Origin of the sequence: Mesorhizobium sp. LSJC269B00, from assembly GCF_000502815.1 — a bacterium.
Classification (GTDB): Bacteria; Pseudomonadota; Alphaproteobacteria; order Rhizobiales; family Rhizobiaceae; genus Mesorhizobium.
In genome coordinates, this window is record NZ_AYVN01000002.1 from 388976 (window position 1) to 402330 (window position 13355).

The 13355-nt window shown below is 63.2% G+C and carries 11 protein-coding genes and 1 pseudogene; 5 read left to right on the forward strand and 7 right to left on the reverse strand.

Translation table 11 applies throughout. The features are described 5' to 3' along the window. Positions 1 to 187: 187 nt before the first annotated feature. Both mtnA and mtnK read right to left on the reverse strand, forming a co-directional pair. Complete coding sequence (mtnA, locus tag X771_RS158595; protein WP_023687045.1) at positions 188 to 1282, reverse strand: S-methyl-5-thioribose-1-phosphate isomerase; 1095 nt, start codon at positions 1280 to 1282, stop codon at positions 188 to 190. Continuing rightward, positions 1279 to 2547, reverse strand: coding sequence for an S-methyl-5-thioribose kinase (mtnK, locus tag X771_RS158590; protein ID WP_023687046.1), 1269 nt, complete (start codon positions 2545 to 2547; stop codon positions 1279 to 1281). The genes mtnA and mtnK overlap by 4 nt, the downstream gene beginning before the upstream one ends. Before the next feature lie 137 nt (positions 2548 to 2684). Between mtnK and X771_RS158585 the strand changes: the two genes are divergently transcribed. The 3 genes from X771_RS158585 (at position 2685) to X771_RS158575 (ending at position 6365) form a co-directional block, all read left to right on the forward strand. Then, the gene (locus tag X771_RS158585) at positions 2685 to 4196 is read left to right on the forward strand and encodes a sugar ABC transporter ATP-binding protein (RefSeq protein ID WP_023687047.1); all 1512 of its coding nucleotides are present in this window, start codon (positions 2685 to 2687) and stop codon (positions 4194 to 4196) included. A 74-nt stretch (positions 4197 to 4270) separates the two neighbouring features. Beyond that, entirely contained in the window at positions 4271 to 5266 is a 996-nt protein-coding gene (locus X771_RS158580) for an ABC transporter permease (protein WP_023687048.1), read from the forward strand. Between the two features lie 46 nt (positions 5267 to 5312). Next, positions 5313 to 6365, forward strand: a complete 1053-nt coding sequence (locus X771_RS158575) for a substrate-binding domain-containing protein (RefSeq protein WP_023687049.1) — start codon at positions 5313 to 5315, stop codon at positions 6363 to 6365. A gap of 155 nt (positions 6366 to 6520) precedes the next feature. On the opposite strand, the gene X771_RS01000000164750 is transcribed toward X771_RS158575, so the two are convergent. The 5 genes and pseudogenes from X771_RS01000000164750 to X771_RS158560 form a co-directional block, all read right to left on the reverse strand. After that, positions 6521 to 6724 (reverse strand): type II toxin-antitoxin system RelE/ParE family toxin, encoded by a 204-nt coding sequence (locus X771_RS01000000164750; RefSeq protein ID WP_023668570.1) that lies wholly within the window; start codon positions 6722 to 6724, stop codon positions 6521 to 6523. Then, entirely contained in the window at positions 6717 to 6977 is a 261-nt protein-coding gene (locus X771_RS158570) for a type II toxin-antitoxin system ParD family antitoxin (RefSeq protein WP_023687050.1), read from the reverse strand. The genes X771_RS01000000164750 and X771_RS158570 overlap by 8 nt, the downstream gene beginning before the upstream one ends. A gap of 93 nt (positions 6978 to 7070) precedes the next feature. After that, positions 7071 to 7411: pseudogene (locus tag X771_RS1000000169095) on the reverse strand (D-alanine--D-alanine ligase A); the annotation flags it as partial. A 208-nt stretch (positions 7412 to 7619) separates the two neighbouring features. Continuing rightward, positions 7620 to 9674: a bifunctional aldolase/short-chain dehydrogenase gene (locus X771_RS158565; RefSeq protein ID WP_023687052.1), complete on the reverse strand. Its 2055-nt coding sequence runs from the start codon at positions 9672 to 9674 to the stop codon at positions 7620 to 7622. Between the two features lie 94 nt (positions 9675 to 9768). After that, positions 9769 to 10740 carry a sugar-binding transcriptional regulator gene (locus X771_RS158560; protein WP_023687053.1) on the reverse strand — a complete coding sequence of 324 codons (972 nt, stop codon included), beginning with the start codon at positions 10738 to 10740 and terminating at the stop codon, positions 9769 to 9771. Positions 10741 to 10930: 190 nt separating this feature from the next. Here X771_RS158560 and X771_RS158555 point away from each other — a divergent pair, with 190 nt between their 5' ends. Further along, on the forward strand, positions 10931 to 12571 hold the full coding sequence (locus X771_RS158555; protein ID WP_023687054.1) for an acyl-CoA synthetase: 1641 nt from the start codon (positions 10931 to 10933) through the stop codon (positions 12569 to 12571). A 153-nt stretch (positions 12572 to 12724) separates the two neighbouring features. Further along, positions 12725 to 13330 (forward strand): TetR family transcriptional regulator, encoded by a 606-nt coding sequence (locus X771_RS158550; RefSeq protein ID WP_023668564.1) that lies wholly within the window; start codon positions 12725 to 12727, stop codon positions 13328 to 13330. The last annotated feature ends 25 nt before the right edge of the window (positions 13331 to 13355 follow it).

Below are 13355 nucleotides of genomic sequence, written 5' to 3' on the forward strand. Positions count from 1 at the left end.
AGGGCTGAAATCCGGTAGCCAGCCGGTGAGGCGCTAATCTCCCCCATTGAGGGGGAGATGGCCGGCAGGCCAGAGGGGGTCGGTTCGACTGGAGCGCTAGCATCATCTGTCGGTGCTGGGAGGTCGCGTCAGGACGCGCCGACCCCCTCTGTCGCCTTTGGCGACATCTCCCCCTCAAGGGGGGAGATTATCCGCGTTCGGGGAACATCGCCTTCAACCCTTCGCGCGAAGCCTTGGCCAAACCGCGCTCGGTGATCAGCCCTGTCACCAACCGTGCCGGCGTCACGTCAAATGCCGGATTTGCCGCCGGCGTCGCTTCGGGCGAAACCCGCACCTGCGCGATCTTGCCGTCCGCCGTCTTGCCCCAGACCAGCGACACCTCGTCGCCGGAGCGTTCCTCGATCGGGATTTCGGTCAGCCCATCACCCACCGTCCAGTCGATGGTCGGCGAGGGCAGAGCGACGTAGAAGGGCACCTCATTATCGGAGGCGGCGAGCGCCTTGAGATAGGTGCCGATCTTGTTGCAGACGTCGCCATTGGCCGTGGTGCGGTCGGTGCCCACGATCACCATGTCGACCGCGCCACGCTGCATCAGATGGCCGCCGGCATTGTCGACGATCAGCGTGTGCGGCACGCCGTGGCCGGCCATCTCCCAGGCGGTCAGCTGGGCGCCCTGGTTGCGCGGGCGCGTCTCGTCGACATAGACATGGACCGGAATGCCGGCCTCGACGGCGAGATAGATCGGCGACGTGGCGGTGCCGTAATCGACCGTCGCCAGCCAACCGGCGTTGCAATGGGTGAGGATGTTGACCGGCTCGCCCGGCTTCTTGCGTGCCGCGATCTCCTTGATGATGGCAAGCCCGTTCTCGCCGATGGCGCGATTGAGATCCACATCCTCGTCGGCGATTTCCGCGGCGCGCTTATAGGCCGCCTCCGCGCGCTGTCCCAATACGATCGGCCTGAGGAACCGCCGCATCTCGTCCAGCGCCCAGCGTAGATTGATCGCAGTCGGCCGCGTCTTGTGCAGCGTCTCCCAGACCGCGTCGAGCGCTTCGTCAGACGGATCGTCCGCCATCTGGATGGCGACGCCGTAGGCCGCGGTGACGCCGATCAGCGGCGCGCCACGAACCCACATGTCACGGATCGCGGTGGCGATGCCGGCAACGCTCCCGATCGTCTCGACCCGGAACTCGTGCGGCAGCCAGCGCTGGTCGATGATCTCGACCGAACGCTGGTCGTCGCTCAGCCAGATGGTGCGGTAGTGGCGCTCGCCGACGTTCAAATCCTGCTCTCCCGTTCGATCAAAGCGGCCAGATTATTGACCTCGTCCATGCCGTGAATCTGGCGCCGGTTGACGGCGATGTGACGGCCGAATTTCAGCGCCTTGGCCTCGCAGGAGGCTCGCAGATCCTCGTCCTCGATGGTCTCGAAATCGGCATTGTGGGCGAGGCCGAGGATGCGCCGGTGCACCTCGATGCCGGCAAAGCCCAAGAGGTCGGTCCAGATCTGGTGCAGCACATGGTCGAGCGCCTGCTCCGAGGCGAGAATGTCGCCCTGATCCTCGAACAGGCTCTTCTGGTAAAGCATGCCGGTGCGCTCGGTGCGCCATAGATGCGAGAACTCGGCGCGGAACACCGTCCAGGTGTCGTTGGTCACCCCGAGCAGATAGGCACGCATGGCGTCACGCTTGCCCTTCTGTTCATGGCCGCGCTGCGAGAAGTAGGACATCCAGAAATTGGCGAGCAGCATGCCGACGTCGAAGGCCATCGGACCGTAGAAGGCGAACTCCGGATCGATCATCCGCGTCTCGGTGTCGGTGACCATGATCGAGCCCGAATGCAGGTCGCCATGCAGCAGCGTCTCGGCGTTGGCGGCGAAGATATGCTTCAGCCGCTGCGCTTCGACCTTGAGGTCGCGGTCGGCACGCAGTTCGGCAACCAGGCCGTCGAGCTGCGGCGAGGTGTGCCGGTTCAGCTTGGCGTCGAAATAGGGATCGGAAAACACCAGGTCTTCCGTGATGCCGCAGAGCTCGACATTGTCGGCGAACAGCGCCAGGTCGGCCTTGCGGTCCTTGGTCGGCATGGAGAGATCGGAGCCGCGGAACAAAGTGCGGGCCATGAACAGGCCGATGTCGCGGGCAATATTTGGCAACTCGCGGCCGCCGATCAGGGCACGGCGCAGGATGATGTGCGGCGGCGCCAGATATTCCATGATGATCAGCGCCTGGGCTTCGTCGAAATGGAGGATCGCCGGCACCGAACCCGGCGCGCGCGCCTCTTGCCGCGTCAGCGCGTGATACTCGAAGAAGGAGCGTTTGAGCGGCAACGGCCAGCTGTCGCCGACGAGGCGAACATAGGGCAGGGCCTGCTTGACCACGGCCGCACCCGACACGCCCTCGACGATGAAGACGAGGTTCAGATTGCCGTCGCCGACCTCGCGCACCTTCCAAGGGCCCTTGCCGATTTTGGCGCACAGCGCTTCGTTCGTACCGAGGCGCGTTGCAAGCGTCTCCACCGACAGTGCTTCAAACGGCAATTTCGCAGTCATTCCTCACCCTCCCGCTTGCTCGCTCCAATCATAGTGGAGCGATGGCGGTGAGGCCAAGCTAGGAAGCTGACTGGCAATTGTCAATCGAGTTGACAATTGATGACGTAGCCCATAGCGTCATCGTCAGGGAGGAACGAATGGGCAATGATGCCGTGTTCCGCGTGGACGGGCTGAGGAAATCCTTCGGCCATATCGAGGTGCTTGGCGGCGTCTCGCTCGAATTGCATGCCGGTGAGATCAGTGTGCTGATGGGCGCCAACGGCGCCGGCAAGTCCACCCTCGTCAAAATCATCAGCGGCGTCTACGACCATGACGGCGGCATCATGCACCTCGCTGGCGGCAACTTTGCGCCGAACACGCCGGCAGAGGCGATCCGCGCCGGTGTCGTTACCGTGCACCAAAACATCAATGACGGCGTCGTCGCCGATCTCGATGTCGCCACCAATCTGACGCTCGACCGGCTGAGCGGCAAGGGCGCGCCGCTGCTGTTCAACCCCGGCCGGGTGCGCCGCGAAGCCAAAGCGGTGGCCGACCGCATGGGGCTCGCCATCGACCTCAAGGCCCGCATCAGCGACCTGTCGCTGGCCGATCGCCAGATGGTGGCCATCGCGCGCGCCATGGCGCACCAGCCGAAAGTGCTGATCCTCGACGAGCCGACCTCGTCGCTGTCCAGCGCCGAGGCCGACCGGCTGTTTGCGCTGCTCGACCGCTTGCGCGAGCAGGGCGTCGCCATCCTCTACATCTCGCATCGCATGTCGGATATCAGGCGGCTGGCCGACCGCATCGTCTCGATGCGCGATGGCGTCATCTCAGGCGTCTTCGATAGCAAGCCTCTCGACTATGAGGGCGCCGTTAACGCCATGCTCGGCCGCAAGATCCATCTTGACCGCATCGAAGCCAGGAGTTCTGCCGAGCCGATCCTGACCGTCGATGCCTTCCGCATCGCCCCTGGTGCCCGGCCATTCTCGCTGACTCTCGGCGACGGCGAGGTCGTTGCCATTACCGGCCTCGTCGGCGTCGGCAAGACAGCGCTCGCCGAGACGCTGTTCGGCCTGCGCAAGCCGCTGTCCGGTACGATGACTTTATATGGCAAGCCCTATGCGCCTGGGTCGACGGGCGAAGCCATCGCCGCCGGCGTATTTCTAGTCGCCAAGGACCGTGGCGAAAACGGCATCGTCGGCGGCTTCAACATCCAGGAAAACATCAGCCTGCCCTTCCACAAGCGCATGTCGCGCTTTTCAGTTCTCAAACGCGGCCTTGAACGCACTATTGCCCGCCGGCAGATCGAGGATCTCGGCATCGTCTGCCGCTCGGAGAAGGACGACATGACCACTCTGTCGGGCGGCAACCAGCAGAAGGTGATGGTGGCCCGCTGGATGGCGCAGGACGCCCGATTGTTCATTCTCGACGAACCGTTCCAGGGCGTCGATATCTCCGCCAGGCGCGACATCGCCGCCAAGCTGAGGGCCAGCGCCAATGGCCGCGCCACGCTGCTGTTCGTCACCGAACTCGACGAGGCACTGGAGACGGCCGATCGCATATTGGTGATGTCCGAGCAGACCATCGTCGGCGAACACCGCAACGCCGATGTCGATCTCGACCGTCTGCTGGCCGAAGTCGCGGGCGGGCCGTTGCACAGTGCGGCCTGAGCCACGATGATTGAAGAACTGAGGGTTGGAATGGAGTGCACGGGTTTGAGTTGGGTATTGACGGCGGGCGCTGAATGATGCTGCGCGATTACGCTATCCGCTACGGGTTCATCGTGCTTCTGTTCGGGCTGATCGCGTATTTCGCCATCGCCGCCGACGGGTTCGTCTCGCCGCAAAGTGCCGTCTTCATTTTCCAGTCGGTCGCCATCACCGGCGTGCTGGCGCTGGGCGTCACCGCCACACTGGTTGTCGGCGGCTTCGATCTCTCGATCGGCTCGGTTGCCACATCGGCCATGATGGCGGCTGCCTATGTCATGGTGGTGCTGGAGCAGAACGTTGTCGTCGCTGTCCTCATCTGCCTGCTCATCGGCGCCCTTGTCGGCCTCATCAATGGCTGGCTGATCGTCTATATGCGCGTGCCCGATCTGCTGGCGACGCTCGGCATGATGTTCCTGCTCGTCGGCCTGCAGCGCATCCCGACTGAAGGACGCTCCATCGCCACCGGTATGACAATGCCGGACGGCTCGGTCGCCAACGGCAAATTCTCCGACGCCTTCCTGGCGCTCGGCCGCCACCGCTTCGACTTCTTCATCCCGAACCTCATTCCGGTCTCGGTGGTCGTGCTGATCGTGCTCGCCGTGCTGATCTGGTTCTTCCTCGAATACACACGCTTCGGCCGCATGATGTATGCCGTGGGCAGCAATGAACGGGCCGCCGAACTCGCCGGCGCGCCTGTCAAGGCATACAAAATCTGGGCCTACGTCATTTCAGGAGTTTTTGCCTCGATCGGCGGGATTTTGCTGGCCGCACGGCTTGGACGCGGTGACATCGCGTCGGGTAATAATCTGCTGCTCGATGCGGTTGCCGCGGCGCTGATCGGCTACGCGGTGCTCGGCGCCGCCAAGCCGAACGCCTTCGGCACCGCCATCGGCGCGCTGTTCGTCGGCATCCTGCTGCAAGGCCTGACGATGATGAACGCGCCTTACTACACGCAGGATTTCGTCAAGGGCGTGGTTCTCGTCGTCGCCCTTGTCTTTACCTTCGCCCTTTCCGGCCGGGGCAGGAGATAGAATGGCTGCCGGGACAGTTTTGGGTTCAACAAACGGAGGAAAGAACGTGAACATCACAAGACGACTTTTGGGGAAGGTCGCGCTCGGATTGGCCGGCGCAACAATGCTGATGCAGGTCCCGGCCTTTGCCGCCGACAAGCCGGCGCCGTTCGACAAACCCGGCGTCAAGATCGCGCTGGTGCGCTATCTCTCGACCGGCGATTTCTTCCAGGCCTATCTCTCGGGCGTCGAATCCCAGTCCAAGGCGCTCGGCATCGATCTGCGCGTGCTCGACAGCCGCCAGGACGCCGCCCTTCAATCCGACATGGTCGACCAGGCCATCGCACTCGGCGTGCAGGGCATCATCATCCAGCACGGCCTGACGGAATCGATGAAGGACGCCGCCCAGCGCGCGGTCGATGCCGGCATCAAGGTCGTCGCCTTCGACGTCAATGTCGAAAACCCCAAGATCCCGCAGATCGAACAGTCCGACAAGGACCTTGCGCGCCTGGCGCTCGAGCAGGCGGTCAAGGACAATGGCGAGAGCTGGAACGCCGGCTATGTCTATGTCGCTGGCATCGCGCCGCTCGACCGCCGCAACGAGACCTGGGTCGACGTGAAGAAGAAACATGCCGGCATCAAGGAAGTCGCGATGTTCGGCACGCTCGACAACCCGATCGCCAACTCGGTCGCCAACCAGGCGCGCTCGGTGCTGCAGGCGCATCCCGACATCAATGTGATGTTCGCGCCCTATGACGAGTTCGCCAAGGGTGTGAAGATCGCCGTCGACGAGGCGGGGCTGAACAAGAAGATCAAGATCTACTCCGCCGACATCTCTACCTCGGACATCGCGGCCATGCGCGAGACCGACAGCGCCTGGGCCGCCACCGCCGCCACCAACCCTGCCGTCGTCGGCCAGGTCTCGGTGCGCGCGCTGGCGCAGCTGCTCGCCGGTGAAGATCCCGGCCACAACGTCGTCGTGCCGCCGACGCTGATCACCCAGAAGGACCTGATCGACAAGGACATCAAGAACATGGAGGACCTGTCGGCCAAGCTGCCGCAATTCGCCCATGCCGATGTCGCCATGCCGGCCTGGATGCCGAACCCGAACGCGAAGTAGGATCGGTCGTCTGATAGATGCGAAGGGCGGCTATGGGCCGCTCTTTTCATATTGATGGCAAGCCTGCCGGCCTACAACCAATGGTCTGGATCGCGCATCCCGTGGACAATCGCCACAGCGATAACACCATCGGGCTGCGGCTCGTAGATGATGATTTAGCGGTCTTCGACGAGCACGCGGGCCGTTGCGCTTAACTCGGGCCGTGCGCTGCCCATCTTGGGGTGCTGCGCCGCCAGCTCCAGTCTTTCGAAAATGCGCATCAACAGTCTGTCTGCTGCCTTTTCATTGTCGGCGGCGATGGTGTGCCAGATGTCTCGCAAATCCTGCGAAGCGCGCGGTGTGAGCCGATGGCTAGCCACTGGCGCGGCGTTCTGCCTTCAGGCTGCGAATGAACTCGGTGTGGTCGACAGCCACTGGCTTGCCGCTGCCCATCCCGTCGGCATAGGCCCGCTTCAAGTGCTGGAGTTCGAGCGTGCGCAATTCCTCGCGCTGCTCCCATAAGCGCAGGGCGTCGCGGACAATCTCGCTGTTGGAAGCATAACCGCCACCTTCGATAGCGCTTTGCAGGCGAGCTATCTGCTGCGCGGTAAGGGATATGGTGAGGGTGCGCATAGGTTCGTTTTTCATACCCACATTATAATGCATCCAACAAGATCTAACAATATCTGTTAGAATCTGCCCCTGCGTCATGACCGCCCGACGCGCACCAGCCACCGCGCCGTCCTCGCCATGCAGGCGTGCAGCACCGGAACACCATATTCGATGGCAGGCAGGTCATGCGGCGCCCTTGGCGGGATCGCCAGCATCCGCCATGCCCGCCCGGCGGCAGGCAAAGCTGCGTCCCATCAGACGGTGTCGCCAGCGCGCCGTCCTTGAAATCGCTCAGCAGCCATTGGCCTTCGCGGGTGACGAAGGTGGGAACGGAGTCGTATTTCGCCGATCCAGAGTACGCATGACATGGTTGCCGAAAGCAGCGAAACCTCATGCTCGGCGGAGCGCCCGCCGAACAGCACGCCGACACGAAGTCTCTTCGCAGCCATCGACAACTCCACCAAGGATCAGGGTCGGAGCTCGCATGCGAAACACAAGGCGCGCCCTAAAGTGGTCGAGCAATAGGCCAAGGATTGGAGTGGATTTTGACCAGTTCGAGCAGTTTTTCAGCACGACCTGCAAAAGCAGTTCTCCGCCTGGAGTCCTTCAGGTGGGAGAGCGGTTCGTCGTTTTGGTGAACGATGAACCGCTCCAGGTCTATGTCTAGCGCAGCGCTGCGGCGATGTTGCCACCGTCGACCGTCGTCACATCGGCGGTGGTGCGTTCGGCCAATGCTTGGTGCAGGAAGGCCTGCGCCACGTCTTCTGCCGTCACCTCCTGTCCGAGCAGATTGCCCGACATGTATTCCTTCTCCGACACGCCGCGCGCGCCAGAACGGCTGGCGATCATGGCGTCGGTCAACAGGCCGGAGCGGATGCGGTCGGCGTTGACCGCATTGGAGCGGATGCCGTGCGCGCCGTAGTCGAGCGCATATTGCCGGGACAGGAATAGCGTCGCCGCCTTCGGCACACCATAGGCGCCGAATTTCGGACCCGGGTTGACCGCCTGCTTGGAGGTGTTGAACAACAACACACCGCCGGTGCCCTGTTCCAGCATGATGCGCACCGCGTTCTGCGCCGCCGACTGGTGGGCGAAGAAGTTGAGCTCGAAACTCTTGCGCAGCAGGGCATCGTCGAGCTCGCCGATGCCGCCTTCCCAGGCGGCACCGGCGTTGGAGACCAGAATGTCGACGCCGCCATAGACAGCGACAGCTTTGTCGAAGGCGGCGCGCAGCTCGGCCGGGTTGGTGATGTCGGCGCCGACGCCGATCGAATTGTTGCCGGCTGCCTTTGCCGCCTCGGCCGCCCTGGCCGCATCGAGATCGACGACGACGGCATGCGCGCCATTGGCGGCGAACAGTTTTGCCGTCGCAGCACCGATCGCGCCGGCGCCGCCAGTGATCAGCACCACCTGGCCGGTCAGCGGCTTCGGCTTGTTGGAGGCGAGCTTGGCCTGCTCAAGCGACCAGTACTCCAGCGGGAAGAGGTCGGCCTTCGATAGAGGATGGAAGCTGCCGACGGCCTCGGCGCCGCGCACCGCCTCGATCCACATCTCGCCGACATCAGATGCGATCTTCGCATCCTTCAGCGTGCGGCCATGGCCGAACATGCCGAGGCCCGGCACCAGCGTCAGCCGCGGCATCGGGTCGAGCATGGTGCGCTGGACGTCGTCCAGCGCATCGTTGGTTTCGAAATAGGCGCGATAGTCGTTGGCGAAGGCGTCGACATGGCTCTTGATGACGGCCTTGTAGTCGCCAATCTTGTCGGCGTCTGGCGCCGGAACCGCCATCGGTCCGGTCTTGATGCGGATCGACAGGTCGGGCGTCGACACGCCGCGTCCGGCATAGTCTGCAATGCCGGCTGAGTTGATGAAATCGACGATGGCGTCCGAAGTGCGGAAATCGCTGATCATGCGGTCGAAGCGGCCTTCGCCACGCGCCACCGCCACCGCGCCACGCAGCATCGGCGCGATCGCTGCCGGCGTTGCGAGCTTGGCCGGCAGTGCGGCTTTCGCTGTCTTCGGCTTGCCGTTCTTCGCCACATAGTCTTCGGCCACGTTCACATAATGGATCATGCGGTCATAGGCCTGCTTCGGATCGTCGCCGAAGGTGAAGATGCCATGCTTGTCGAGGATCAGGCCTTCGACGCTGGGGTCGGCGTCGTAGACATCGGCGGCCACCTTGGCGAGGTCGAAGCCCGGCTTGATGTAGGGCACGTACCCCATCTTGTCGCCGAACACGGTCTTGATCAGCGGCTTGCTGTCCGCCTGGTCGACGATGGCGAGGATCGCGGTCGAATGCGTGTGGTCGACGAATTTATGCGGCAGGAAGGCGTGCAGCAGCGTCTCGACCGATGGATTGGGGGAGGCGGGGTCCATGAGGTTCGCCCGCTGCAGCGCCACCATGTCCTCGTCGGCGAGGCTGGCCAGCGCACGCGCCTTCAGCAGCGCGCCGAGCTTGACCGCCGGCAGGCCTTGCGGCTCGATCACACCCATGTCCCAGCCGCTGCCCTTGACGCACAGCACATCCCATTCGTCGCCGACGAGATCGGTGGCCTTGGTCTTGCAGGAGGTGTTGCCGCCGCCATGCAGCACCAGCCGCGGCTCGCCGCCGAGCAGCCGGGTCGTGTAGACGCGCAGCGCGAGGTCGCGGGCAACGCCCTTTTTCGCATAGTCGGCAACCAGTCTTTCCGCGTCGCCGTCATTCCAAAGGTTCTTCATGTCGCTATGTCCGCTTTGCTGTCTTTGATGTTGCTGTGAACAGGAGTACCGCGACGCCTTGATGACAATGCGCCGGCTGCTGGGATTTCGTTGGTCAGGAAGCCTTTTTTGCCCCCGCACTGGCTCCGGCATGGTCGAGCAGCCGCCGCGCCATGCTGGCGCCGACGACGAGATGCGTGCAGAGCCCGCCGGCGAGCGCGGCGAGCAGCGGTTCGAACTTGCTGTCTTCCTGCACCACCATCAGCCGCTTTTCGATCTGGCGCAGTGACGACAGCGAGGCCGAGATGACGCGGCGGTTGTAGCTGCAGTCGAGCGCCTTGCCGGCGGCATCGATGATCTGGCCGGCAACGACGCCGGCGGCGCCCGCTTCGCGCAACAGCCCCATCTCGCCGGGGCTGAGCGCGCCGCATTTGACGACATGGCTGTCGCCATCGACCGTGCCTACCGAATAGAGCGCCAGATCGCAGTTTGCAATATCGGCCAGTTGTTCGCGGATCACCGGTTCGGCGCGCAGCCCATGCGCCAGCAATTCCGTCGTCAGCACCAGCGGCGCGTAGAAATTGAGGCCCTTGGCGTTGAGCCGCCGGGCGATCTCCATCGTGCACTGGTCGGGACGGTAGGAGTAGGGCGCGCCGAGATTGCCGCAGAGCTGCACAACGGTGACGTCCTGCAGGTCGGCATAGGACATGACGTCGGCGATGGTGTAGACGGTGCGGCCCCAGGCGACGCCGATACGGTCGCCCTTCTTGACCAGTTCGAGAAAGACACTCGCCGCCAGCACCGCAACGTCCGTCGAAGGGTCAACGACATAGGCATTCTCCGGCGCGATCCACACCGCATCAAGCTTGAGCGCGTCCTCGAGCTGGCGCGCCAGCATGTCGTCGGTGAACAGCTGCGTCGAGGTCGAGATGTTGACGATGCCGGTCTCGCGCGCCTTGCGCAAATACATGGCGACCGAGGCGCGGGAAATGTTAAGCTGGCTGGCGACTTGGTCCTGGCGCAGACCATGGGCATAATAGAGCCATGCGGCCTTGTGGATAAGCTGTTCTGCCGGTCGGATCGCCATGCCGTCTCCTCGGCTGACATTATTCACGGCTCTCGACAAAAGTCAAACTGGCGTGGGTACACGATACCTCTTTGCCCATCGAATCTGGACGATCATTGCGCCAAATGTGCCCGGTCGGGAATCGCCGATGGTGACGTGGCGGGAAGCTGTGGATAGAAGTTCTCAACAATGAAAATTCGGGGAGCACGGGATGGGCAGTCCCTACGAGCAGGATCTCGGCAAGAACGCCGCCAACCATCAGCCGCTGACGCCGCTCACCTATCTGGAGCGGGCGGCAAGCACCTATCCCGATCATGTCGCCATCATCCATGGCAGCCAGCGCATCACCTATCGCACCTTCTGGCGGCGCTCGCTGAAGCTGGCCTCGGCGCTGTCGAAGCGCGGCATCGGCAAGGGTGATACGGTGACCGTCATGCTGTCCAACACGCCCCCCATGCTGGAGGCGCATTTCGGCGTGCCGATGGCCAAAGCGGTGCTGCATTCGCTCAACACAAGGCTCGATGCCGCCGTCATCGCGTTCCAGCTCGACCATGCCGAGACCAAGGTGCTCATCGTCGACCGCGAATTCGCTGCTGTCGTCAAACAGGCACTGGCACTGGCCAAGGTGAAGCCGCTGGTCATCGACTATGACGATCCCGACTATGCCGCCGATGCACCCTATCCCAAGGGCGAGCGCATCGGCGCGATCGACTATGAGGCGTTCGTCGCCGGCGGTGACCAGGGCTACGCCTGGTCGATGCCCGACGACGAATGGGACGCCATCTCGCTCAACTACACCTCCGGCACGACAGGCAATCCGAAGGGCGTCGTCTACCACCATCGCGGCGCTGCCCTGATGGCTTACACCAACACCATCCATGCCGGCATGGCCAAGCACGCCGTCTATCTGTGGACGCTGCCGATGTTCCACTGCAATGGTTGGTGCTTCCCATGGACAATGGCCGTCCAGGCCGGCACCCATGTCTGCCTGCGCTGGGTGCGGCCGAAGCCGATCTACGATGCCATCGCCGACCACGGCGTCACACATCTTTGCGGTGCGCCGGTCGTCATGTCGGTGCTCATCAACGCCAGCGATGAGGACAAGCGCCACTTCCCGCAGACCGTTACCTTCAACACCGCTGCCGCGCCGCCGCCGGAAGCCGTGCTGTCAGGCATGGCCGATGCCGGCTTTGCCGTCACCCATCTCTACGGCCTGACCGAGACCTATGGCCCGGCGGTCGTCAACGAATGGCACACCGCCTGGGACGGTCTCGACAAGGGCGAACGCAGCGCCAGAAAGGCCAGGCAGGGCGTGCGCTATGCCGCACTCGAAGGCCTGACGGTGATGGACGCGGAGACGATGCAGAAGACGCCGGCCGACGGCGAGACCATCGGCGAGGTCATGTTCCGCGGCAACATTGTCATGAAGGGCTATCTGAAGAACAGGAAGGCGACCGACGAGGCTTTCGCCGGCGGCTGGTTCCACTCCGGCGACCTCGGCGTCATGCATCCCGACGGCTACATCCAGCTCAAGGACCGCTCCAAGGACATCATCATCTCCGGCGGCGAGAACATTTCATCGATCGAGGTCGAGGAAGCCCTCTACAAACACCCGTCCGTGGCGTCCTGCGGCGTCGTCGCCAAGGCAGACGACAAATGGGGCGAGGTGCCGGTCGCCTATGTCGAGCTGAAGCCCGGCAAGGTGGCAAGCGAGGCCGAGATCATCGAACACTGCCGCGCGCTGCTCGCCCGCTTCAAGGTGCCGAAGGCGGTGATTTTTGCCGAGATCCCGAAGACATCGACGGGGAAGATCCAGAAGTTTCAGCTGCGGGAAATGGCGAAGGGATCTTAGTTCCAGAGTGCAACGGCACGCGCAAGGTCGAGTTCGCGCACACCCTCTGTCACCAAATTATACGCGTACGTCGAATTCGCATTGACACTTCCCTCTTTTCGATTTACGACTGACGAAAGTTGAAATTCGTCACTCATAAATCGACAGAGAGCCATGTCCGAAGCCGCCAGCATAATGGCCGACTCCACCCGCCAGGAGAATGTCACCCGCATTCTCGACTGTGCCGAACGCCTGTTCCGGCACTATGGTTACGGCAAGACCAATGTCGCCGACATCGCCCGCGAACTCGGCATGTCGCCGGCCAATATCTACCGTTTCTTCGCCTCCAAGGTCGAAATCCACCAGGCCGTCTGCGGCCGCATGCTCCTCGCCAGCTACAACATGGCCTACGAGATTTCCCGGTTGCCGATCAGCGCCGAGGAGCGGCTGCGCCGCTACGTGCATGCGCAGTACAAGATGACGCTGGAAGTCATGCTCGACGACCAGAAGGTCCACGAAATGGTCATCGTCGCGCTCGAGCGCGACTGGGGCGTCATCGACAAGCATATCGACAGCATTCACGACCTGTTTGCCGAGGTCATCCGCGAGGGCATCGAGGCCGGCGAGTTTGCCGACCAGGATCCGGTCATCGCATCGCGCTGCTTCGGCGCCGCCACCGTCATTCTGTGCCACCCGCAAATGGTGGCGCAGTGCCTTGCCAAGACCAATCGGGCGATGCCCGACGATCTCATCGATTACGCGATCAAGGCTCTGAAGTAATAGCCGCCGCCCGCCGGGCGCCGGT

Coding starts and splice junctions, on each gene's coding strand:
- mtnK (WP_023687046.1), bottom strand. CDS start 2,547: ATGACTGCGAAATTGCCGTTTGAAGCACTGTCGGTGGAGACGCTTGCA.
- X771_RS158585 (WP_023687047.1), top strand. CDS start 2,685: ATGGGCAATGATGCCGTGTTCCGCGTGGACGGGCTGAGGAAATCCTTC.
- X771_RS158580 (WP_023687048.1), top strand. CDS start 4,271: ATGATGCTGCGCGATTACGCTATCCGCTACGGGTTCATCGTGCTTCTG.
- X771_RS158570 (WP_023687050.1), bottom strand. CDS start 6,977: ATGCGCACCCTCACCATATCCCTTACCGCGCAGCAGATAGCTCGCCTG.
- X771_RS158565 (WP_023687052.1), bottom strand. CDS start 9,674: ATGAAGAACCTTTGGAATGACGGCGACGCGGAAAGACTGGTTGCCGAC.
- X771_RS158560 (WP_023687053.1), bottom strand. CDS start 10,740: ATGGCGATCCGACCGGCAGAACAGCTTATCCACAAGGCCGCATGGCTC.
- X771_RS158555 (WP_023687054.1), top strand. CDS start 10,931: ATGGGCAGTCCCTACGAGCAGGATCTCGGCAAGAACGCCGCCAACCAT.
- X771_RS158550 (WP_023668564.1), top strand. CDS start 12,725: ATGTCCGAAGCCGCCAGCATAATGGCCGACTCCACCCGCCAGGAGAAT.